Below are 21,157 nucleotides of genomic sequence, written 5' to 3'. Positions count from 1 at the left end.
AGGACTCTCATTGTTCTGATGGGGTGAGCGCAGACTAGTGGTGACGCGCTTTAATGAAAACTGAATAATAATGAGCGAAACATTCACGTTTGGAGAATGACTGTGGACCTGGTGCAACTCGAGATGTTCAAGGCCGTGGCCGAGCACGGCAGCATCAGCGCCGCCGCCCAGCAGATCCATCGGGTGCCGTCGAACCTGACCACCCGTATCAAGCAGCTGGAGGAGGACCTGGGTGTCGAGCTGTTCATCCGCGAGAAGAGCCGCCTGCGCCTGTCACCGGCCGGCTGGAACTTCCTCGAGTACACCCGGCGCATCCTCGATCTGGTACACGAGGCACGCCTGACCGTGGCGGGGGAGGACCCCCAGGGCACTTTTGCCCTGGGTTCGCTGGAAAGCACCGCCGCGGTGCGCATCCCGGCCTTGCTGGCGGCCTACAACCAGCGCTACCCGAAGGTCGACCTGGACCTGTCCACCGGGCCGTCGGGGACCATGCTCGAAGGGGTGTTGTCCGGGCGCCTGGTGGCGGCTTTCGTCGATGGACCGGTGCTGCACCCGACGCTGGAAGGCATGCCGGTGTTCGAGGAAGAGATGATGGTCATCGCACCGCTCAACCACCCGCCCGTGACCCGTGCCCGGGACGTCAACGGCTCGAGCATCTACGCCTTTCGCGCCAACTGCTCGTACCGCCACCACTTCGAAAGCTGGTTCATTCATGACCAGGCGGTGCCGGGCAAGATCCACGAGATGGAGTCGTACCATGGCATGCTCGCCTGTGTCAGCGCAGGCGCAGGCCTGGCGATGATGCCGCGCAGCATGCTCGAAAACATGCCGGGGTGCAGCACGGTCAGCGCCTGGCCGATGGCCGAGGATTTTCGCTACTTGAAGACCTGGCTGGTGTGGCGACGGGGGACGGTGTCGCGCAGCTTGAGCATGTTCATCAAGTTGCTGGAGGAGCGTCGTGAGCTGCCCTTGTCTTGAGGGCAACGCCTCGCGGACTAACGGTGCGTCAACGGGCGAACCCGAGCCCCGGAAAACCCTCCAAATTGTGTAGACCATCCCACCAGGGAGGAATGCACCATGCGCACTCATCATTACGGCCTTTGCGCCGCGCTGTTGCTGGCATTGGCCATGCCTTGGAACCTTGCAGCGGCCACCGACCTGAATACCCCCATCGATCCGCAGGGCGTGCAATTGCAGCCCCAGGAACAGAACGGCATCCGCTACCTGCAGGGCGGTATCGGCCAGGATGAAGCCGATGCCCTGCGCCGCACACCCGGCTACGACCTGCACATCACTCTCTCGTCCGGTGCCGAAGGCAAGTTCCAGAGTGGTGCCGCGGTGGATATCCAATCGGCCCAGGGCCAGTCGGTACTGACGTTGCAGGACGTCGGTCCGTTGATCTTCGTGCAATTGCCCCCTGGGCACTACCGCGTGGTCGGCAATGCCGAGGGCCAGACGGTGCAGCAGCAGGTGACGGTGGACGGCAAGGCGCCGGCGCGGGTTGATCTCAATTGGCGGTAAGTTTCCTGTCGCGGGGCGAGCGACGCCCAGGCAGCGCCGATTGCTGGGTGAACACGAGGAAGCGGAATACGACTGAACCAATGGCGAGCACCCAATGTCCTTTAGCCAATAGTGGCAAATCACTTCCCACTATCAGTGCATTCTGACAATAATCAAAGAAGTATTACCGCTTGTAACCCTTGTACAGTCTGGGGTTGCCAATGCAGGAAAAACGAGGGGCGTAGCCTCCATCGACGCAGGGACGCGCATTTCGCGGCCCTGTCCGTGAAGACCATCAGGAGAAAGTCATTGATGAAAACCCGTCTGGCCACAACGTTGGCCGTTGCAGTGCTGGCACTCGCCGGCGCCAACCTGGCCCAGGCCGCGCAGATGTCTGGTGCCGTGGGCGCCACTGGCCAGGGCGACATGACCTACCGCATCGGCCTGTCCTTCGATTGGGACAAGAAATGGCTGGAAAGCAGCACCGGGCACCTGACCGGATACTGGGATGCGGCCTACACCTACTGGGAAGGCGGCGAGGCCAGTGGGGCCCACTCGCTGTCGATCAGCCCGGTGTTCGTCTATGAATTCAGTGGCTTTACCTACACCCCCTTCATCGAGGCGGGTATTGGCCTGGCGGCGTTCTCCAAGACCGACGTGGGCGACCAGCGCCTTGGCTCGTCGGTGAACTTCGAGGACCGGATCGGTTTCGGCCTGAAGCTGCCGGCGGAGCAGAAGATCGGCATCCGCGCCATGCACTACTCCAACGCCGGGCTGAAGCAGCCTAACGACGGGATCGAGTCGTACTCGCTGTTCTACAGCAAAGCGTTCTGATCCTGTACTTGCGCTCCACCGCGGAGCAGCCCCGCTTCCACGCGCTGGAAACGGGTTTGCCCCGCGATGGCTTCAGCGCACCGCCTTGATCGCCAGCACGTTGCACAGCGGATGCTCCATCACATGCGCCGTTGTGCCGCCGAGAAATGCCTGCAGGGCATCGTGACGGTGATTGCCCATGACGATCACATCGACCCGGTTGGCGGCAATGTACTGGGTGAGCGCCTTGACCGCCGGCCCTTCGAGGAAGTGACGGCGGTCAAGGTCGATCTGGTAATGGTCGCCCAGGCGGTTGAAGGCCGTGCGCTGGGCCGTGCGCACGCTGGTGTCGAAGCCAGGCATGGTCACGGTGCCGGCACCGAAGTCGGCGATATGGGTCCTGGCCGCATCGCACACATGCAACAGGTGCAGTTCGGCGTTGCATTGCAGAGCCAGGGCATGGGCGCTATGGATCACCGCGTCGTCCAGGTGCTCGCCGGCTCCATGGCAGTTGAGGTCGACCGCTGCGGCGATCTGCCGGGGCAAAGGCAGGCGGATGTCGCTGACCAGGTGCACCGCCACCGGGCTGTCCTTGAGTAGTTGCCAGTCCAGCGGGGTGACCAGCAGGCGCTTGAGGATGGGTTCGTGCTGCACGTCCTTGACCAGCAGGTCGCAGCCCAGCCGCTCGATCTGCGCCAGCACGCTGCCCAGCGGATCACGGGTCAGCAGCAGTTCGGTAGAGACATCCAGGCCGGCATTGCGCAGCTGCTCGGCCTCGTCGGCCAGCCACTGGCGATTGTCGTCGAGCAGTCGCTCGCGTTCGCGGCTGTCGCTCATCAAGCCAAAGGTGTCGACATCGTCGACGAAGACGTTGAGGTCCAGCAGTGCCCCGCTGGACTCGGCCAATGCCGCGGCGCGCTGCAGGGCAGGCGTATGGCGCATCTGCGGGCCGAGCATGACGAACAATCGCTTGAACTGGCTCATCTCACACCTCCACGTGTGGCAGCCCCCTGTTCAGTCTAGACCCGCCGCCGGTGAAGTCTGTTGGAGCGACGACGGGTCATGCCTCAGTGCGGCGCGCGCGGGATGGTCTTGAGCAGGTCTTCGGGGCTGATGTGCCCGACCACCTGGGCCACCGCGCTGCCTGGTGTCGGCAGGTCGATGATATGGCTCTTCATCTTGCCGATCACATGCATCTCGCAAGGCTTGCAGTCGAACTTCAGGGTAAGCACTTCATCGCCCTGGATCAGCTGCATCGGCGCCACCTTGGTGCGCACGCCGGTCACGCCCTTGGCCTGCTTGGGGCACAGGTTGAAGGAGAAGCGCAAGCAGTGCTTGGTGATCATCACCGGCACCTCGCCATGCTCTTCATGGGCCTCGTAAGCGGCGTCGATCAATTGCACACCGTGGCGGTGGTAGAAGTCGCGGGCCTTCTGGTTGTAGACGTTGGCCAGGAACGACAGGTGCGATTCGGGGTACACCGGCGCTGGCGTGGTCTCGGCCTTGCGACCGCCACGCGGGTGGGCCTTGACCCGTGCTTCGGTCAGCGCTTCGATGGCCTCGCGACGCAGGGCCTTGAGCTGTGAGTTGGGAATGAAGAACGCCTGGGGCGCATCGAGCTCGATGGCGTCGGCGTGGTACATCGTGGTGCCCAACTGGCCGAGCAGGTCGTGCAGTTGCTCGAGCGCCTGTTCCGGCTTGTTGGCGGCGCCGAACGGGCCGTCCAGGGCGACCTGCACGCTGACGCCTTCCTCGCTGCTGAGGGTCAGCATCAGGCGCTGCTCACGCAGTACGGCATGCCATTCGACACCCACCCGGCGCTCGGACGACGTGCGTTGCAGCGCCTGTTGCCAGTTGTGGTCGAGGTTGCGCGAAAGCGGATGGTTGGGGCGCAGCTTGTACAGGCCCTCGGGCATCTCGTTAGGCTCGACGCGGTAGCGGTAGCGCTTCTGGCCGTCCTCCTCGGATTCACTTTTCAGCTCGGCGATGTTGGCGCGGAAGCCCACCACCTCGCGTTTGACCAGCACATTGAGGCCGTCGCCGTTGGTCAGCGGGACATCGGTGGTCACCAGCAGGTCGCGCTTGCCGACTTTCTCGACCACGCCCACTGGCAGGCCAGTGAAGGTTGGGGAATCGAAGGCGCCGATGTCGATCTTGCGGTCGCTGACAAAGTAGTCGGTGCTGCCACGGTGGAAGGTCTTGTCCGGGTCCGGCACGAAGAAGTGTTCGGTGCGGCCACTGGAGGCGCGAGCCAGCTCAGGGCGGTCCTCGAGGATGGCGTCGAGCTCCTTGCGGTAGTGGGCCGTGATGTTCTTCACATAGCCCATGTCCTTGTAACGGCCCTCGATCTTGAACGAGCGCACGCCGGCATCGACCAGGTCGCGCAGGTTGGCGGTCTGGTTGTTGTCCTTCATCGACAGCAGGTGCTTCTCGAAGGCCACCACGCGGCCCTGGTCGTCCTTGAGCGTGTACGGCAGGCGGCAGGCCTGGGAGCAGTCGCCGCGATTCGCACTGCGCCCGGTCTGGGCGTGGGAGATGTTGCATTGGCCGGAGAAGGCCACGCACAGCGCGCCGTGGATGAAGAACTCGATGGCCGCGTCGGTCTCGGCGGCGATACTGCGGATCTGCTGCAGGTTGAGCTCGCGGGCCAGCACCAGCTGGGAGAAGCCGGCCTGGTCGAGGAACTTGGCCCGCTCCAGGGTGCGGATATCGGTCTGGGTGCTGGCATGCAGCTCGATCGGCGGGATATCCAGCTCCATCACCCCCAGATCCTGCACGATCAGCGCGTCGACACCGGCGTCGTACAGCTGGTGGATCAGCTTGCGTGCTGGCTCCAGTTCGTTGTCGTGGAGGATGGTGTTGATGGTGGTGAACACGCGGGCATGGTAGCGCCGGGCGAACTCGACCAGCTCAGCGATTTCGCTGACCTCGTTGCAGGCGTTGTGGCGTGCGCCGAAGCTCGGGCCGCCGATGTAGATGGCGTCGGCGCCGTGCAGGATCGCCTCGCGGGCGATGCTCACGTCACGGGCAGGGCTGAGCAGTTCCAGGTGGTGCTTTGGAAGGGACATGTCGTTATAGGTTCGGGCTGTCACGGTAAGGCGGGCATTGTAGCGGTGAATCGGGGCGGGGGCATCCATAACCGATGAACTTGCCCAAACGGTGGGAGAGGGCCTGGCATTTTTGTCAGTTATGCGTGCGGCGCGATAGTGATAGCGTCGGGTCCAAAATCGTTCTGCAAAAAGGTTATGCGATGACTTCCGGCCGTTTGTCCGTGATCGACCAGCAGCGATCAGTGCTGGGGAGCTCCAGCCTGCCCAGGGCTTACACACCGTATGGGGCCTTTCCTGATAAGTGTGGAGCCGTTTTGGCCTATTGCGGCCAGGCCCGTGATTCACTGACGGGGCATTACCACCTGGGCAATGGGTATCGAGCCTTTAATCCTTTGCTGATGCGGTTTAACTCGCCCGATCGATTGAGTCCGTTTGCGGCGGGGGGCTTGAATGTCTACGCGTACTGCATGGGCGACCCTGTCAACCGGAACGATCCTACGGGGCGTATCGCGACGTTGAACGTAGCGTTGTACACAGCTGGCGGGTATGCGTCAGGAAAGTTGCATGAGCACTTGCTGACCCTTTGGAACATGTTCAGTTACAAAGTGGACAGGGCAAAGGCACTGAAACTGGATCCAGCAGCGGCCAGGGATCTTCCGGCGCTTTCCAAAAGGGATGTAGGACAGGCTGTATTCGGTGCGCTCACCAGTACTGTTGCATTTGGTGTTGCGGCAGGCGGTACGTACCGCGAGCTTCAGATGAGTGCCAAGGCTGCCGACATCAGTCCAGGTGCGTCTGGCGTATCTGATCCGTTTGGGGAAATCGTTCTACCGGTTCTCAATCTTCTGACCGCTGGCGCCTCCAAAATGAGCGATGCCATGGCTGGGGACTTGAATGGGAAGTACAAAGCACTTGCTCGCAAGGGCTCGGAGAAAGTCGAGGAGTTGAACGGTAGAGGGGAGTCTATAAGACAACCTGATGGTGCCTCACAAGAAAGACGAATTAGTCGGCCGAGCAACCTGACTGAAAGTTCGGTTTGAGGGGCACGCCGCCTGACAAGCAGATGCAGTTGGCAGACGGCGCAGTGCAAGAAAAAGTCGATATTCTTAATGCGATCAGCCCTTGGCCGCCATCGCCGTCACTTCCACACGCATCCCCTCGAACGCCAGCGAAGCCACGCCCACCGCCGCGCGCACCGGCCATGGCTTGCTGAAGAACCGCTGGTACACCTCGTTGAACGCCGCCCGATCGGCCATGTCGGTCAGGTAGATGGTCAGGTGCAACACCCGGTCCATCGAGCTGCCGGCACGCTCCAGGGCAACTTTCAAAGCCTGCAGGGTGCACTCGCACTGGGTGGTGATATCGCCCAGCTCCAGGCTGCCGTCGGCCTGCACGGGGATCTGGGTGCTGACCAGGATGCCGTTGTATTCGGCAACGTCCGAGGAGATCGAGTCGGCGTCCGGGTCGGGGGTGTAGATGATGTCGCTGTGTGCCATGGGGTTTCGCCTTGCAACGGAAGGAAACCGCCAAGCCTACGCGAGCGTGCAGGGCAGGTCGAGGCAGGGCGGTCGGTCGAGGGCATTTGAAATACCTGGCCGGGACCGGCAGAATCGCGCCCCACCCGACCACAGGCGTCGGGCCCTGGTCGTGAAAAGAGGCTTGCGTTGAACGAACACACATTGTCCATGCGCCTGGAGCGCGTGGCAGCCCATGTGCCGGCGGGTGCGCGACTGGCCGATATCGGCTCGGACCATGGCTACCTGCCGGTGGCGCTGGCGCGTCGGGGCGCGATTGTCGCGGCCGTGGCCGGCGAAGTCGCGCTGACGCCGTACCAGGCCGCGCAGCGCACCGTGCGCGACAACGGCCTGGAAGACCGCATCACCGTGCGCCATGCCAGTGGCCTGGCAGCCATCGAGCCAAATGATGGCGTCACCGCAGTCAGTATCTGCGGCATGGGTGGCGAGACCATTCGCGACATCCTCGAGGCCGGCAAGCAGCACCTGGGCGGACATGAGCGGTTGGTCCTGCAACCCAACGGCGGTGAGCAGGCGCTGCGCCAGTGGCTGATGGACAACGGCTATCGGATTGTCTGCGAGGAAGTGCTGCGGGAAAACCGTTTCGACTACGAAATCATCGTCGCCGAACGTGCCGAGTCGGTCAGCTACAGCGCCGAGCAGCTGTACTTCGGCCCGCTGCTGATGCAGGCACGCAGCCCGGCGTTCCTGTTCAAGTGGCAACGCATGCTGCGCCAGAAACACCAGACCCTGGCCAACTTCGCCCGGGCGCGCCAGCCGGTGCCCGAGGACAAGGTGCGCGACATTACCCGTCAGGCGCAGTGGATTACCCAGTTGCTGGCGTGAAGCACCTCACTTTGGGTTGACCACGCCGGCTGGCACTTTCATCACCAGCGCGGCACCTAGCACGATGGCCACGGCCAGTACCTGCAAGGCCAGGCCAGGGCTGGCGGTGCTGTCGCGCATCCAGCCGATCAGGTAAGGCGCGGCGAACGAGGCGATACTGCCGAACGAGCTGATCATGGCGATACCGGCGGCCTGGGCGCCGCCCGCCAGGAAGGCCGGCGGCAGTTGCCAGAACATCGGCAGCGCCGCGCTGGCGCCCATACCCGCGACCACCAGCCCACTCATCACCGGCAAGGCGTCGTCCGGCGCCCATCCGGCCAGGGCGATGCCGGCGGCGGCCATCAGCAACGGCCCGCACAGGTGCCAGCGGCGTTCGCGGTGACGGTCGGACGAGCGTCCGCAGCCGAGCATGAACAGACAACCGGCCAGATAAGGGATGGCGCTGAGCAGGCCGACCCGGCCATCACTGCCGATGCCGGCGCCGTGGATCAGGCTGGGCATCCAGAAGGCCAGGGTGTTGACCGCCAGCATCACCGCGAAATAGATCGCCACCAGCAACCAGACATGGGCGTCGCCCAGCAGCCCGCGCATCGAGTCGATCGGCTTGTGCCGCTCCTCGCGGGCCATTTCCTCGCGCATTGCACGCTTCTGATCGGCGGTGAGCCAAGCCACCTGCTCGAAGTTGTCCGGCAGGGCCTTGAGCACCACCAGCCCGAGCAGCACCACCGGCAGCCCCTCGATCAGGAACATCCACTGCCAGCCCCTCATGCCGCCCTGATCGTGAAACGCCTGCAGGATGCCGCCGGACAACGGCCCGCCGATCACTCCGGCCAAGGGCACGGCGATGGCGAACAATGCCGTGACCTGGGCGCGGCGCCGGGCCGGATACCAGCGATTGAGGACTACGAGGATGCCGGGGAAGAAACCGGCCTCGGCCACTCCCAGGAGAAAGCGCAAGGCATAGAAGCCGGCTGCGTCCTGCACCCACATCATGGCGGTGGACAACAGCCCCCAGGTCACCATCAGGGTGGCGATCCAGCGTCGCGGGCCGACCCGCTCCAGGGCCAGGTTGCTGGGCACGCCAAACAGCGCGTAGGCGATGAAGAACAGGCCGGCGCCCAGGCCGTAGACGGTATCGGAAAAGCCCAGGTCGGCGCTCATCTGCATCTTGGCGAAGCCGATGTTGATGCGGTCCAGGTGGGCGAACAGGTAGCACACCAGCAGCAGCGGCATCAGCCGCCAGGTGATGCGGGCGTACGTAGCATGTGCCGGCGCGGCGGCGGGGGTATCGAGCGTATTCATGGTCCGGGACGTTCTTGTTGTTGTCCCGGCAGATCATGCGGCGCCGCGTCAGGCGGGCAAATGCACTTTCAGCAAGATGGCTGGTATTTTTGCCATGGGGTTACAGCTGCGAGCAGTTGCCCATCTGGCGGTAGTCGACTTCGCGGGTCTGGCCCTGGTGGTCGACGTAGACCATGTGCGCGGTACCGACCTGGCAATCGGCGTCGTTGCTGGCCGGAGTAATCGAAATGACCTTGGCGATGTCCAGCGGCATGCCGTATTCGTAGGTGCTGGAGCTGTTGTCGGCGAAGGCGCCGAACGAGGCGAGGGTGGCGCTGAGGGCGAGCAGGGCGATCGAACGTTTCATGACAGGTACCTCATTTCTTACGGATAACTAATGATCCATTCATTTGTGTTTCACAATAAATGGGCTATCCCGTGATAGATTCCTGCCTTTCATGTATGAATGAGAGTGCCTGCCCATGGACATGCTGCATGCGATGCGAACCTTCGCCCGAGTAGTGGAGTGTGGCAGTTTCGCCGGGGCGGCCCAGGCCTTGGATATTTCCGCCGCGCAGGTGTCGCGGATCGTCGCCGAGCTCGAGAACCAGTTGCAGACCCGCCTGCTGCACCGCACCACCCGGCGCCTGCGCATGAGCGAGGCGGGCGAGCGCTTTCTCGAGCGCACCCGGCAGATCATGCTGCTTACCGAAGAGGCCGTGGACGAGGCCCGTGGCGCCCACCTCACGCCCCGTGGCCGCTTGCGCTTCCATTGCACCCATGGCCTGGGGCTGTTGATGATGCCGCTGGTGGCGCGCTACAACGCGACCTGCCCGGAAGTGGTGATGGAACTGACTCTGTCGCAGCGCAACCCCGACCCGCTGGCCGAGGGGCACGACGTGGTGATCACCATCGGCCAGGGGCTGCCGGACTCGCAGCTGATTGCCATCCCGCTGGGCAGCATCCACAGCATCCTTTGCGCCTCCCCGGATTACCTTGCCCGTCACGGCGTACCCGAGCGCCCCGAGGACTTGCACGGGCACGTCTGCCTGCGCACCGTCGACCCGCTGTTCGAGGAGGACTGGTCGTTCGAAGGCCACCCCGACAATTGCGTGATCGTGCCCCAGGACACCTTCCTCACCAACGTCGCAGACGCCATGCTCAAGGCCACCGAACTGGGCATGGGGGTGGGCTTGCTGCCGTACTACTCGGCGAGCCAGGCGATGCAGGAGGGGCGCTTGTGCCGGTTGCTGGCGCCGCATCGGCTGCGCCAGCGCGAGATCTATGCGATCTATCCGTCACGGCATTATCTGGATGCCAAGGTGCGTACCTGGCTGGACTTTCTCAAGGAGCAGCTGCCGCTGTTGTTCGCCGAGCACCAGCGAGTGGTGGACGAGCCCCGGTACTGGCGCTGAAATCCGCGCGCATCGCGGGTCACCGGCTGTCCTGATCCTCGGCGCTGCCACCAGAGGCCCCGGCGCCGCTGCCGGTGGCTTCCCCCGTGTTGTTGGAGCCACCGGCAGCGCCGTCGGCAGCATCGGAATTAGTGCCGGTGTCACTACTGTCATTGTCGTTGCTACTGCCCGGGGTATTTACGCTGCTGCCTTCACCGGCGGTCTTGCCTTGCTCGGAAGTGTGCTCTTTGTGCGTGCCGCTCCCGTTCATGTCGGTGGCCGCGAGGCTGAGGGTGGCGGTGCTGCCCAGCATCAGGGCGAGCAGCAGGGCGAGGGGGCGTGGATTGAACATGATTAATCTCCTGTCGGATGACCTGTCATGTTTTGGCCGCCACGGCAGCGCCAAGGTGCCCGTCAAGCGACGGGCGGTCCTTGGCGTAGGCCTTCACTGGGCGTCCGCGCGCACCGCCGGCTGCCCGGGCGTGGAATCCATCGCTTCCAGGGTCGGGTGTTCCTGCGCCGCGTGCATCAGGTCCTCGGTCACCCGCAGCTCCGCGCCGGTCGGCGAGAAAGTCGCGGTCGGCGCGAACGGCGCCGGGTGCTCCGGTGCCGGGCGCTTGCCGCGACGCCATAAGAAGAAGCCGACCATGGCCAGGTTGATCACGGCGAAGGCCCAGAACAGGCCGACTTCGCCATAGGCGGTCATCATTGGCGAAATGGCCAGCGGGGCCATGGCCGAGCCCAGCGAGTTGATCAGCAACAGCCCCTGGATCATCGGCACCAACGCGTCGGCCGGGGCTCGGTCGGCGGCGCTGCTGACGGCCACCGGGTACAGCGCGAACACACCGCCACCGAGCAGGAACAGCAAGGCCGGCAGCAGCACGGTGTCGGCTGGCAGCAGCACGAACAGCAGCGACAGCACGGTGCACAGGGCGGCCAGGGCGATCAGCACGTCCTGGCGGTCCTTGCGGTCGGACCAGCGCCCGACTGGGTATTGCAACAGCATGGCGCCGAGGATCACCCAGGCCATCATGTCGCCGATCTCGCCAACATCCAGGCCGATGCGTTGCAGGTACAGCGGTAGCAAGGCGTAGATCCCGGCGATGGCGACCCCCGAGCCGAAACAGCCGACCAGCCCGGTCGGCGCCACGCCCAGCAGCTGCCGGGGCTTGAGCGGCTCGACCTGATCCAGCAGCGGCGATACCCGTGGCAGGATCACGATCGGCAGCACCGACAGTGTGGCGAGCATGCCGGCGACCATGAACGGCGCGGTCTCGCCCCACCCGGTAACCTCGCCCAGAGCGGCCTGGGCGATCACCCCGGCGCCATAGAAGGCGATCATGTACAGCGCCAGCAGGCGCCCGCGGATCTTCGCGTCACCGGCCAGCAGCAACCAGCTCTCGATCACCAGGAACACGCCGACCGCCGCCCAGCCGTTGATCAGCCGCAGCACGAACCACCAGGTGGTGTCGTAGAACAAGCCCTGGAGCAGGATGGTTGCGCCGATCAAGGCAGCGAAGCTGCTGTAGGCGCGGATATGACCGATGCGCAGGATCAACCGGTCGTTGAAGACTGCGCCGAGGGTCAGGCCGATGAAGTAGGCCGAGGACACCACGCCGATCATGGTCGCCGATTCGCCGGCGGCGCCAAGGCGCAGGGTGGTCAGGGAAGACAGCACGCCATTGCCCAGGGCAATGATGAACAGGCCGAGCAGGGGTGCCAGCGCCATCGCCAGCAAACGCACAGACATAGTTACCTCAAGGTTGGAAAGAGCTCAGATGCGCCTTTTCGGCTGCACGTGCCGAACAGCGACGTACAGTGCGGCCTGGGCGGGATGCGAGCTTGGCAAGAGTCAACCGCGGGGCCTGTTGGGTGAAGGCCGGGCGGGGCGGTTGAGCCTGTGGCACATGCGCGATGTGTGAGGCACGGACGCGGTCTTTGCGGGGGCTTGCCACCGGTTGGGGCGACGGGCGAAAAGGAGGCGGGATTTTAAGGCCTGTACAGGATTTGCCAAGAGGGAAAAGGCTGCGACGAGAGGCCGCAGGGGTCAGGCTGCCTTGCGCGCGATCAGCAGCAGCGATTGCGGCACCTGGCTCTGCGGATGTTGCGGCTCCTGCAGTTCGACCAGGTTGAAGCCCGCCAGCTCCAGTGCCTTCAGCCAGCTGCCGAGGGTGCGGAAGTACCATGGCATCGGGCGCCAGTCGCCGGCGAACCCGACGAATGACTCCTCGCGCCAGCCATCCTGGTAGTTGCCGGCGGCTGCCGTCCAGGGGTGCAGGGTCTGGATCAGCAGCGTGCCGTCGGGCCGCAGCAGATTCCGCATGGCCGTGAGCAGGGGAATGATGTCTTGCTGGAGCAGGGCGAAGTTGGCGCAGATCAGGTCATGCTCGTGGTCGATGCCCTGCACGCCTGTGATCATTTGTTCATAGCTGGCCAGGTGGACCTGCGCCGAACCTGCTGCGCGTGCGGCGGCGACAAGAGTCGCATCGCCATCCACCCCGACCGCATCGATCCCCCGTGCGGCCAGGGCACGGAGCAGCCAACCCTCGCCGCAGCCCAGATCCAGCACCCGACCGGGCTGCTGGCCGAGCACGGCCAGGAGTATCGCCTGGTCGGTGACCTGCTGGCGGGACTCGATGGCGCCGGAGCGTACGGCTTCTATCCAGGCCTGGGCGTTGTGCTGCCAGCTGTCCAGCAGTGGGTCGGTAACCATGGGGATGCTCGGGGTCTAGTGTGGCTGTAGCATAGGCCAGTCTTGTGCGTGTGCCCCTTTGCTCTGCACACTGGCGCTCTGGGAAGGAGCATGGCATGGCACTTGCGAAAGCGGATTTCACCACGCGCCTGCTGGTTGACGCGGGTATCGGCCCCGGCATGCGCGTGCTCGATGTCGGTTGCGGCAGTGGCGAGGTGAGCTGGCTGCTGGCCGGCCTGGTAGGCGACGACGGCGCGGTGGTGGGTATCGACCGGGCGGCTGGCGCCCTGGAGATCGCGCGTCAGCGTGAAAGCCGCAAAGGGGCGGCGGTGCCTGAGTTCGTGGCTGCCGAACTGTGCGCGTTGCCCGCGGCCCTGGGGTTGTTCGACGCTATTGTCGGGCGACGGGTACTGATGTACCAGGCGGATCCGGTCAAGGCGTTGCGCGCTTTGGCCCGGTTTCTGCTGCCTGGCGGGCTGATGATCTTCCAGGAGCACGATGGCAGCCTGGCCCCGGCCAGCCAGGCGTCATTCCCGTTGCACCACAAGGTCCAGCAATGGTTGCGGCGCATGCTTGCCCATGAGGGGGCCGACCTGCAGATCGGCTTTAACCTGCACCGTGTATTCAGCGAGGCGGGGCTGATGGTCGAGGACCTGCGGGCCGAGTGCCTGGTGCAGACGCCCGACAGCGCCTATCCGCTGGGCGAGATCATCCGCGCTTGCCTGCCGCGGATCATTGCCCATGGCGTGGCCACGGCGCGGCAGGTGGGGATCGACACCCTGCAGGCGCGGTTGGATGCCGAGCGGCGACGGTCGCAGGATATCTATATCGGTGATGTCGCCTTCGGTATTTGTGCGCGCAAGCGGTGAGTCATGTAGTTAAATTGCGTGAGGTGTCAGTGGTGTTAAGTTAGTGTGATGGCTGAAGCATTTTAAATATTAAAGCGCCAAGCAGAAACTTGTATTTCTTCCTCTTCCTCTTCCTCTTCCTCTTCCTCTTGTTCTGCTTTTGCTTCTAAGCGCGCGATAGTTCAGGCGACACAAATTGCGACTTCAGGAGGCCGAACGGAGGGCTTGCGCAGGGAGGTGACGGGCATGGATGCCCGTCAAGCGCCGATCAGGCCATGGATGGCCCGTCGGCGCGTCCTCCCGGAGCAAGCCCGGAGTGAGGGGACCCCGGAGCGAAGCGTAGGGGCCGTATGAACGGAGCCGAACGGTTTTGCCTCCTTTTCCCAAGAGAAAAGGAGGTCGCCGTAAAGGCGAAAAGGTGAGTATGCGTCGACATGGCGAATGAATGCGCATATAACTTTTAAAACACACGCTGTGTAAGTCAAAGTCAAAGTCAAAGTCAAAGTCAAAGTCAAAGTCAAAGTCAATCGGCATCGGTTTTTATAGTTTTAAGCGCATTCATTTGCGATGTCGACGCACAGTCACCTTTCCGCCCTTACGGCGGCTTACTTTGGTCGTGGCCAAAGTAAGCAAAGCCGTGGCGCTCCATTCATCCGGCCCTCCGCTTCGCTCCGGGTCCCCTCACTCCGGCCTTGCTCCCGGGAGGACCGCGCTGAACGCCCCATCCTGGGGCGCAGCGCTTGACGGGCATCCATGCCCGTCACCTCCCTCCGCAAGACCTGCGTTCGGCCTCCTGAAGTCGCGAAGTTACGGGCGGCGCCTGGACTAGCGCAGCTGTCGCTAGCTGGGTAAGGCGCTAGACTCCTGATCGGCAACAGCAACAGCAACAGCAACAGCAACAGCAACAGCAACAGCAACAGCAACAGCAACAGCTCGAACGCTCGCAGGACTCAACTCGACCTACCGCGCAATGCCAGCGGCACCAATCGTTCAGGCCGTGGCTTGCATCCGCGCGATGATGTCCCACAACCGCGGATCGGCATAGTCTTCGATCACCAACCGCGCTCCGGCTTCCAGCAGTCGTTCGGCCGGCTGGGTAGTGGCCAGGCCCACGGTAAAGATGCCTGCGTCGACAGCTGCCTTGACGCCAGGCAGCGAGTCCTCGAAGGCCAGCGCCTGCGCGGCCTGGGCCTGCAGGTACTGCAGCCCGGTGAGGTAGGGCAGGGGGTCGGGCTTGGGCCGTGCCAGCTCATCGGCGACCAGGACATGAGCGAAACGCTCGCCAAGGCCCATGGCCCCGAGCATGTGCTCGGCGTTCAGGCGCGGGGCGTTGGTCACCACGCACATGCCGATGCCGTGCCGCTCGGCATGTTCCAGCAGGCGCAGCAGGCCGGGCATCGGCGTCAGGGTTGGCGACAGTTCGCGGAACAACGCCTCCTTGCGCTCGGCCAGGGCCTGGCGGTGGGCGGCATCAGAATGGGGGAACAGCTCGGCGAACAGCAGGCCGTTGGAGCGGCCGCTGACCTGGGTGTTGAACTGCTCCTGGGTAAGCTCGCGGCCATCGTGGTCGTGCAGCAGCTTGCGGAAGGCTTGCAAGTGCAGGGTGTCGGTGTCGGTTAGGGTCCCATCGAGATCGAACAGCAGGGCGGTCAGCATCGGGCATCCTTAAAGGGGAGAAACCATTCAGCAGCATACTATGCCATCAGCATTGGAAAGTGCAGTTGGCCTGTTCCTGCGCATCTTCGGCGCAAGACTCACAGGCGTGGGGCTGCCAAGCAAACGCCTCAGCCTCAACAGACCCTGAACGGTTAATATCGGCTGCCAGGCATTACAGCACGGAGCACTCACCCCATGTCTTTTGTCACCACCCGCAAGATCCTGTTCGGCGATTGCGACCCCGCTGGGATCGTCTATACGCCGCGTATCGGTTACTTCGTCATCGAGGCGATACACGAGTTTCTCTCCCACCGGCTGGGCGGCGAAGGCCTGCGCAAGCTGTTCGCCATGGGCGTGATGCCGCCGGCGCGGGCGTTGTCCATCGAGTTCCTGTCGCCGATGGCCTGGGACGACCTGATCCGCGTGCACGTCAGCAGTGGGCCGCTCGGCCGCACATCGTTCAGTTTCGCCGTAGAGGGGCTCGGGGCCGGTGGCGAAGTGTGTTTTCGGGCCAGTATGACCCAAGTGTGCGTTTGCCCCGAAAGCAAGCAACCGGTTGAGCTGCCCGAGGCACTGCGCCAGGCACTGTGCAGCACTACAGGCTGATGCGCATCACAACGGATAGATATTTCATCAACAAACAAACGTTTCAGCATCAATTGGATATAAAGTCCAAACGTGACCGGTTATTCAGTTGCGGTTTTCCGTTTAAATGAGGCTGTTGCCACTGGTTGCTCCTGCTGAAAGCTGTTAGCTTTCGCCTCGCTCAGGAATTAAACAAGCAGGCCTGCAACGCGCCGCTTGCGGTCACCCGAACAAACAACGGGCGATCGAACAGGGAACGATAATAAAAATCCTAGGGAGGGATAACCGGATGAATCTCTACATCCGTCTGTTGCTGGCTGTTCTACGCGGTTTCTTCAAGCCGCCGATGGCCCTGACCGACACGCTGCAGCGAACGCTGCGGGTCTGGCCGAACGACATAGACATCAATAAACACATGAACAATGGCCGTTACATGACGATTGCCGATCTGTTCATGCTGGAACTTTGCCTGCGCGCGAAAATCCTCATTCCTGCCTTCAAGTTGGGCTGGAAGCCCATGCTCGGCGGTAATCTGGTCGTCTATAAAAAGCAACTTTCCATGTTCGAGCAGTACACCGCCGAGTTCAGCATCTGCTGCCTCGACGAGAACTGGACCTACTTCCAGTACACCTTCTTCAACCGTGCCGGTGAAGTGGTGGTGACTGGCTATTCCAAGGGCGCCTGGGTCGGCCGTAAAGGGCTGGTCGCCAACGCGGTGATCGCCGAAAAGCTCAAGGTCGAACCCACTACCGCGCCGATGCCCGAAGCCATCAGGAAATGGCTGGAGGCTGAGGCCCACGTGCTCGGCAAGGCCTGAACCAGGCCGCGCCGCGGCCCTCTTGGCAAACACCTGACACCCACGTCGTCCGTCCATTGCTCCACGGCCCCAGGCCTGTGGCAGGCACCGCGCGCGGCAGGCTTTGCCGTGCCCGCCAGTTGCGTCTGCCCCACGTCGATCCATGAATGAGTAGGGAACACCTCATGCCGAACACCTTGTTGTTGATGCTGGTTCTTTTCGCGGTCTTGCTGTTGGTCGCCGAGCTGTTCAGGCGCTACCGCCTGGTGGGCCTGACGTTCTTCGTGCTGTCGCTGCCGGCGTTGCTGGTGCCGAACGCCAACCTGTTCATGCGCATCAAGACCATCAGCGTGCTGCTGCCCATGTGCTTCCTGGCGTATGCCAGGTACAGGCCGAAAATCGAGGGTTTCATCTACAAGCTCATCTACGTGGTGATCGTGCTCAACATCATCGAAGCCTCGGTGATCGACTGGCAAACCGGCAACGTCCTCAACATCGTCGCCGCCGTGGGCCTGATCCTGTGTCTGCCGTACTCGCGCCAGCACTGGGAGATCTCTGGCCGTCATCACGATTTCGTGGTGCGCGTCCCTGCCTACTGGCCCTACCTGTACACCACCTGGAACCTGTGCTTCCTGTACTCGGCACGGATCACCACCTTCGGCTATGCACTGCCGCTGTTGCTGGCGCCGGTGGCCTACGCCTTGCTCCTGCGCCGCACCGACCTGTATTTCCAGGCCCGCGCCTACACCTTCGGCTTCTACCTGTTCGTGCGCACCATCGCCGGCGACACCCCGCTGATGAACCTGCCGGCCTTCGACCTGACGACCTGGTACAGCCCCGACGCCGCGCTCGCCTGGAGCGTCGTCAATGTGATTTTCACAGGCGCCTGCCTGTACAGCTACGGCGCAAGCCGCAAAAAGAACAAAGCGATCGAACAAGGAGTCTGAAGCATGTTGGAAGTTATCCTGCTGGCGTTTTTCATCACCGTCAGCCCCGTGATCCTGTTGATGAGCAAGACCCGGGCCGAGCCATTGAAGCATGTGTACATCGGCCTGTATTACGTGAAGTTCGTGCCGTTGCTGCTGTCGTTGTACGCGATTAACCTCAGCGCCAGTTTCCTGGCCTGGAAGTGGGTCCAGCTGAAGTGGCTGCTGCCTCGCTACTTTGGCTATCGCCACTACAATCGTGACTCCATCTCGATGGAGAGCACGCCGATCCCGGGCACTGACTACCACATGGGCTACATCCCCAAGAAACTGCCCGCCGAACTGGTCTATCGCTGGAGGAAAGACAAGGTCTACCACAACTATATCCAGTCGATCATCAAGGCCAACCGCGACTACTACAAAGTGCCGCTGGGCCAGTTCCCGCAACCGACGGCGATTTCCGACGAGGACCTGAAAGTCTTCCTGATGTCGTCGCAGATCACCCACTACCTGCAGACGGTCGATGGCGTATCGACCTTCGACATGCGTGATTTCACCCGCGAGATCCGCCTGTCCAGTTCGGTGTTCGACGTGGCCAGCATCTCCATCGCCCAGGACTTCGCCACCGACAGCATGCGCATTACCCTGCGCGACGGCTTCAGCGTCGGCCCGGGCGAGCCGCACTGGGACCTGGCCAAGGTGTACTTCATGTCGAACACCATGGTGTTCTTCATCCTCGGCGCGCACCTGCACCACCACCTGTTCTTCGCCGAAATGGGCGCGGCATTCCTGTTCAACCTGGTGCCCAAGGATTCCAACTTCCACAAGCTGATGGATCCGCACACCGCCTATATCCTGATGCTCAATCACCAGTTCAAGGAATCGCCGCTGTCGTTGCGCGAAACCACCGGTATCGCCGACAAGTTCCTCTACAGCTGCATCGGCTACTACTCGGCGCAGACCTTCTACAAGGTCGGTTATGAAAACGCCCTGAACATGTACAACAAGCGCGACACCGAAGACCAGGCGCTGACCCAGAAATTCGAGATCAAGTTCGCCATCCCGTTCGACCAGTACCTCAATGGCCAGCACGCGCTCAATGCCCAATACCGCGACTACTACGCGGCGGTGCTGAAGTTCGTCACGACCAGTTACGACGACCTGCTGCGCGACGGTTCCGAACCCTATATCAACAACTGGGTCGCCGAGCTGTGCCGCTATGTCAACCTGCCGTGCCCGGCCAATGACAAGGCTTTCAACATCGAAGTGATCGCCACCTACATCTGGTACGTGTCGTTCGTCCATTCCCTGGAGCACTACCAGTTCCACAAGTACAAGATGAACTACTGCCTGCTGACCCGACTGCCGTTCTCGGTCGCCAAACACCTGCCAGCGGACCAGGTGTTCAGCCAATACGACATCTGGAAGTCCAAGCACATCGTGCACACCTTCGGCAAGAATCACCTCAATGCCGGTGTGTCGGAAAGCTATGCCGACCTGGACTACAAGTTCCGCGACCTGTCGCTGATCGACAAGCAGGCGCAACTGAAGAAGGACGTGCTCGGCCTGCTGGAGAAACACCAGACGCCAAACGAGGCGATCGCCTTGTCCATTCGTTATTGAGCAGCCATCCAACTGAACGTTCGCTCGCTGGGAAAGCTGCAGCCCGGCATTACCCCAAAGGCCAACTTTCTCATGGGAACCTGACTTCAACTCCAGGCACTTTTTGTACAACGCTCGGGAGACGTCATGCGCTCACCTGTGGCACTTTGACGAATACCGTGTACTGACCGTGCTCCATGGCTTCAAACGCTATCAATTTTTCCACAAGCGCGGCGCTCAATACCTTTCCGGCGTTGAGCAGTAACATGCCGTTGTCAGCGTTCAGGTTGCGTGCCAGCACCATCCCGGCGGCCAGTTCATGGGTGGTGCAGGCTTGGACTTCGGGGTCCGCGAGGCTTAGATCATTGACAAATGTCGCACAGACAATGACGAAATCCTCCAGCAGTGCCGGGTCATACAAGCGGCCCGAATATTTGCGCAGGTAGAGCAAGGCCTCGTCGCTGTTCATCTGCCGTTCGAGTACCAGGCCTCGCTGCAGTTCGACGAAATCCACGACCAGTTTGAGCAGGCGGGCGCCAAACGGGATGCACTCACCTTTGAGACGGTCCGGGAAACCGCTGCCGTCCCAATGTTCCTGATGATGCAGGATCAAGCGCGCAGCATCTTTCATAGGCTCCAGGGTCATCAGCAATGATTCGCTTTGACGGGGGTAGTCGCGATAGCGCTCGCTGTGTTTGAGCAGGTCCGAAGGGGCGACCATCATGCTGTCCGGCCAACTCAGCTTGCCGACGTTGTACAGCGCGGCAGCCATGGCAAGGTCGCGGCTGGTCGCTTCGTCCAGGGCGTGGGCCTGGCAATAGCCGCGCACCAGATCGATGATTTGCCGGTTGGTCTGCTTGGCTGGCGGCAGGCGCAGGTTGGCCAGCATCGAGAACACTTCGGTGCCAGTGACGTAGCTGTGTTTCAGTTCCTCATAGGCCAGGTCCAGCATGTCGGCGGTCTGTTGCAGTTCGGCGGTACGCGCCGCCACGCGTTTTTCCAGGTTGATGTTGAGCAGCCTCAACTGGGCATTCTGCTTGCGTGCAAGTAATTCCAGGCTTTGGCGCTCTCGTTCGATACGCTGGTGCTCCAGGGCCTGGCGCAAGGTCAGCAGCATTTCGTCGTCGTTCCAGGGCTTGCTGATGTAACGATGGATACGCCCGTCGTTGACAGCCTTGATGATGGCGCCTGGGTCTGCATACCCGGTGAGCATGATCCTGACGGAAGCCGGGTGGCGCTGGTGAACCTGCGCGAGCAAGGTGGCGCCGTCCATGCCCGGCATCCGCGCATCGCTCATAACCAGGTCCGCTGGGTGTTCGGCCATCAGCGCCAGCGCCTGTTCGCCGCTGGTTGCCAACAGCAGGTCATAGGGTTGGCCACGCAATAGCCGGCGCAGGCTATTGAGAATCGGCTCCTCATCGTCGACGAGCAACACGGTCGGCCGATACGTTGGGTTCAGAGTGGGTTGCGCTTCCATGGCGGGCCTCTCCCAGTCGGTCCATGGACGCGCATCACCGAAGCGCGCCAAGGCAAAGGCTAGATCATTTTTTACGCCATGGGCGTTGCAGGAATGCCGGGTGAATGGCAGGCAAAGAGTACCAACGGCATCTAATCTGATGGGGGCACCCTTTTGTGCACTTGTCAGCCAAGGGAT

The 21,157-nt window shown here is 62.5% G+C and carries 21 protein-coding genes; 11 read left to right on the top strand and 10 right to left on the bottom strand.

Annotated elements, in window-relative coordinates:
- The first annotated feature begins 102 nt into the window (after positions 1-102).
- From ptrR to LOY42_RS14130, 3 genes are all read left to right on the top strand, one after another.
- On the top strand, positions 103-978 hold the full coding sequence (gene ptrR, locus LOY42_RS14140; protein WP_102682356.1) for a putrescine utilization regulator PtrR: 876 nt from the start codon (positions 103-105) through the stop codon (positions 976-978).
- A gap of 99 nt (positions 979-1,077) precedes the next feature.
- Positions 1,078-1,521, top strand: a complete 444-nt coding sequence (locus LOY42_RS14135; RefSeq protein ID WP_139670985.1) for a carboxypeptidase regulatory-like domain-containing protein — start codon at positions 1,078-1,080, stop codon at positions 1,519-1,521.
- Between the two features lie 291 nt (positions 1,522-1,812).
- Positions 1,813-2,334: an acyloxyacyl hydrolase gene (locus tag LOY42_RS14130; RefSeq protein WP_139670987.1), complete on the top strand. Its 522-nt coding sequence runs from the start codon at positions 1,813-1,815 to the stop codon at positions 2,332-2,334.
- 72 nt (positions 2,335-2,406) lie between these two features.
- Here the strand turns inward: LOY42_RS14130 and LOY42_RS14125 are convergent, their stop codons facing one another.
- Complete coding sequence (locus LOY42_RS14125; RefSeq protein ID WP_139670989.1) at positions 2,407-3,297, bottom strand: universal stress protein; 891 nt, start codon at positions 3,295-3,297, stop codon at positions 2,407-2,409.
- Between the two features lie 83 nt (positions 3,298-3,380).
- Positions 3,381-5,381: a U32 family peptidase gene (locus LOY42_RS14120; protein ID WP_139670991.1), complete on the bottom strand. Its 2,001-nt coding sequence runs from the start codon at positions 5,379-5,381 to the stop codon at positions 3,381-3,383.
- Positions 5,382-5,455: 74 nt separating this feature from the next.
- Between LOY42_RS14120 and LOY42_RS14115 the strand changes: the two genes are divergently transcribed.
- On the top strand, positions 5,456-6,403 hold the full coding sequence (locus tag LOY42_RS14115; RefSeq protein WP_139670993.1) for an RHS repeat-associated core domain-containing protein: 948 nt from the start codon (positions 5,456-5,458) through the stop codon (positions 6,401-6,403).
- Positions 6,404-6,478: 75 nt separating this feature from the next.
- Here the strand turns inward: LOY42_RS14115 and LOY42_RS14110 are convergent, their stop codons facing one another.
- Complete coding sequence (locus LOY42_RS14110) at positions 6,479-6,859, bottom strand: RidA family protein (RefSeq protein ID WP_038706040.1); 381 nt, start codon at positions 6,857-6,859, stop codon at positions 6,479-6,481.
- Positions 6,860-7,027: 168 nt separating this feature from the next.
- Here LOY42_RS14110 and LOY42_RS14105 point away from each other — a divergent pair, with 168 nt between their 5' ends.
- Positions 7,028-7,723 (top strand): tRNA (adenine(22)-N(1))-methyltransferase TrmK, encoded by a 696-nt coding sequence (locus LOY42_RS14105; RefSeq protein WP_305955891.1) that lies wholly within the window; start codon positions 7,028-7,030, stop codon positions 7,721-7,723.
- A 6-nt stretch (positions 7,724-7,729) separates the two neighbouring features.
- Here the strand turns inward: LOY42_RS14105 and LOY42_RS14100 are convergent, their stop codons facing one another.
- Together LOY42_RS14100 and LOY42_RS14095 are read right to left on the bottom strand one after the other, a co-directional pair.
- On the bottom strand, positions 7,730-9,025 hold the full coding sequence (locus LOY42_RS14100; RefSeq protein ID WP_258598008.1) for an MFS transporter: 1,296 nt from the start codon (positions 9,023-9,025) through the stop codon (positions 7,730-7,732).
- A gap of 100 nt (positions 9,026-9,125) precedes the next feature.
- Positions 9,126-9,371, bottom strand: coding sequence for a DUF2790 domain-containing protein (locus LOY42_RS14095; RefSeq protein WP_139670997.1), 246 nt, complete (start codon positions 9,369-9,371; stop codon positions 9,126-9,128).
- A 115-nt stretch (positions 9,372-9,486) separates the two neighbouring features.
- On the opposite strand from LOY42_RS14095, the gene LOY42_RS14090 reads away from it, so the two are divergent.
- On the top strand, positions 9,487-10,419 hold the full coding sequence (locus LOY42_RS14090; protein WP_046855759.1) for a LysR family transcriptional regulator: 933 nt from the start codon (positions 9,487-9,489) through the stop codon (positions 10,417-10,419).
- Positions 10,420-10,438: 19 nt separating this feature from the next.
- Here LOY42_RS14090 and LOY42_RS14085 read toward each other — a convergent pair whose 3' ends face one another.
- From LOY42_RS14085 to LOY42_RS14075, 3 genes are all read right to left on the bottom strand, one after another.
- On the bottom strand, positions 10,439-10,750 hold the full coding sequence (locus tag LOY42_RS14085) for a hypothetical protein (protein WP_139670999.1): 312 nt from the start codon (positions 10,748-10,750) through the stop codon (positions 10,439-10,441).
- A gap of 93 nt (positions 10,751-10,843) precedes the next feature.
- The gene (locus LOY42_RS14080; protein ID WP_198754585.1) at positions 10,844-12,148 is read right to left on the bottom strand and encodes an MFS transporter; all 1,305 of its coding nucleotides are present in this window, start codon (positions 12,146-12,148) and stop codon (positions 10,844-10,846) included.
- Between the two features lie 297 nt (positions 12,149-12,445).
- Positions 12,446-13,111 carry a bifunctional 2-polyprenyl-6-hydroxyphenol methylase/3-demethylubiquinol 3-O-methyltransferase UbiG gene (locus tag LOY42_RS14075; RefSeq protein ID WP_258598006.1) on the bottom strand — a complete coding sequence of 222 codons (666 nt, stop codon included), beginning with the start codon at positions 13,109-13,111 and terminating at the stop codon, positions 12,446-12,448.
- A 95-nt stretch (positions 13,112-13,206) separates the two neighbouring features.
- Here LOY42_RS14075 and LOY42_RS14070 point away from each other — a divergent pair, with 95 nt between their 5' ends.
- Positions 13,207-13,959, top strand: coding sequence for a methyltransferase domain-containing protein (locus LOY42_RS14070; protein ID WP_258598005.1), 753 nt, complete (start codon positions 13,207-13,209; stop codon positions 13,957-13,959).
- Between the two features lie 969 nt (positions 13,960-14,928).
- Here the strand turns inward: LOY42_RS14070 and LOY42_RS14065 are convergent.
- Positions 14,929-15,594 (bottom strand): HAD family phosphatase, encoded by a 666-nt coding sequence (locus tag LOY42_RS14065; RefSeq protein ID WP_258598004.1) that lies wholly within the window; start codon positions 15,592-15,594, stop codon positions 14,929-14,931.
- A gap of 195 nt (positions 15,595-15,789) precedes the next feature.
- Between LOY42_RS14065 and LOY42_RS14060 the strand changes: the two genes are divergently transcribed.
- The 4 genes from LOY42_RS14060 to LOY42_RS14045 all read left to right on the top strand — a co-directional run bounded on the left by LOY42_RS14060 (position 15,790) and on the right by LOY42_RS14045 (position 19,524).
- Positions 15,790-16,200: a thioesterase family protein gene (locus tag LOY42_RS14060; RefSeq protein WP_198755020.1), complete on the top strand. Its 411-nt coding sequence runs from the start codon at positions 15,790-15,792 to the stop codon at positions 16,198-16,200.
- Positions 16,201-16,468: 268 nt separating this feature from the next.
- The gene (locus tag LOY42_RS14055; protein ID WP_052752599.1) at positions 16,469-16,996 is read left to right on the top strand and encodes a thioesterase family protein; all 528 of its coding nucleotides are present in this window, start codon (positions 16,469-16,471) and stop codon (positions 16,994-16,996) included.
- Between the two features lie 164 nt (positions 16,997-17,160).
- A complete protein-coding gene (locus LOY42_RS14050) occupies positions 17,161-17,922 on the top strand; it encodes a hypothetical protein (protein ID WP_258598001.1) in 762 nt (253 codons plus the stop codon).
- Positions 17,923-17,925: 3 nt separating this feature from the next.
- Positions 17,926-19,524: a hypothetical protein gene (locus tag LOY42_RS14045; RefSeq protein ID WP_198755022.1), complete on the top strand. Its 1,599-nt coding sequence runs from the start codon at positions 17,926-17,928 to the stop codon at positions 19,522-19,524.
- 124 nt (positions 19,525-19,648) lie between these two features.
- Here LOY42_RS14045 and LOY42_RS14040 read toward each other — a convergent pair whose 3' ends face one another.
- Positions 19,649-20,980, bottom strand: coding sequence for an HD domain-containing phosphohydrolase (locus LOY42_RS14040; protein WP_258598000.1), 1,332 nt, complete (start codon positions 20,978-20,980; stop codon positions 19,649-19,651).
- Positions 20,981-21,157: the final 177 nt, after the last annotated feature.

The sequence above is a fragment of the Pseudomonas sp. B21-023 genome, from assembly GCF_024749165.1.
Taxonomy (GTDB): Bacteria; Pseudomonadota; Gammaproteobacteria; order Pseudomonadales; family Pseudomonadaceae; genus Aquipseudomonas.
The sequence above is the reverse complement of the archived record's forward strand: the minus strand, read 5'-3'. Positions and strand labels throughout refer to the sequence as shown.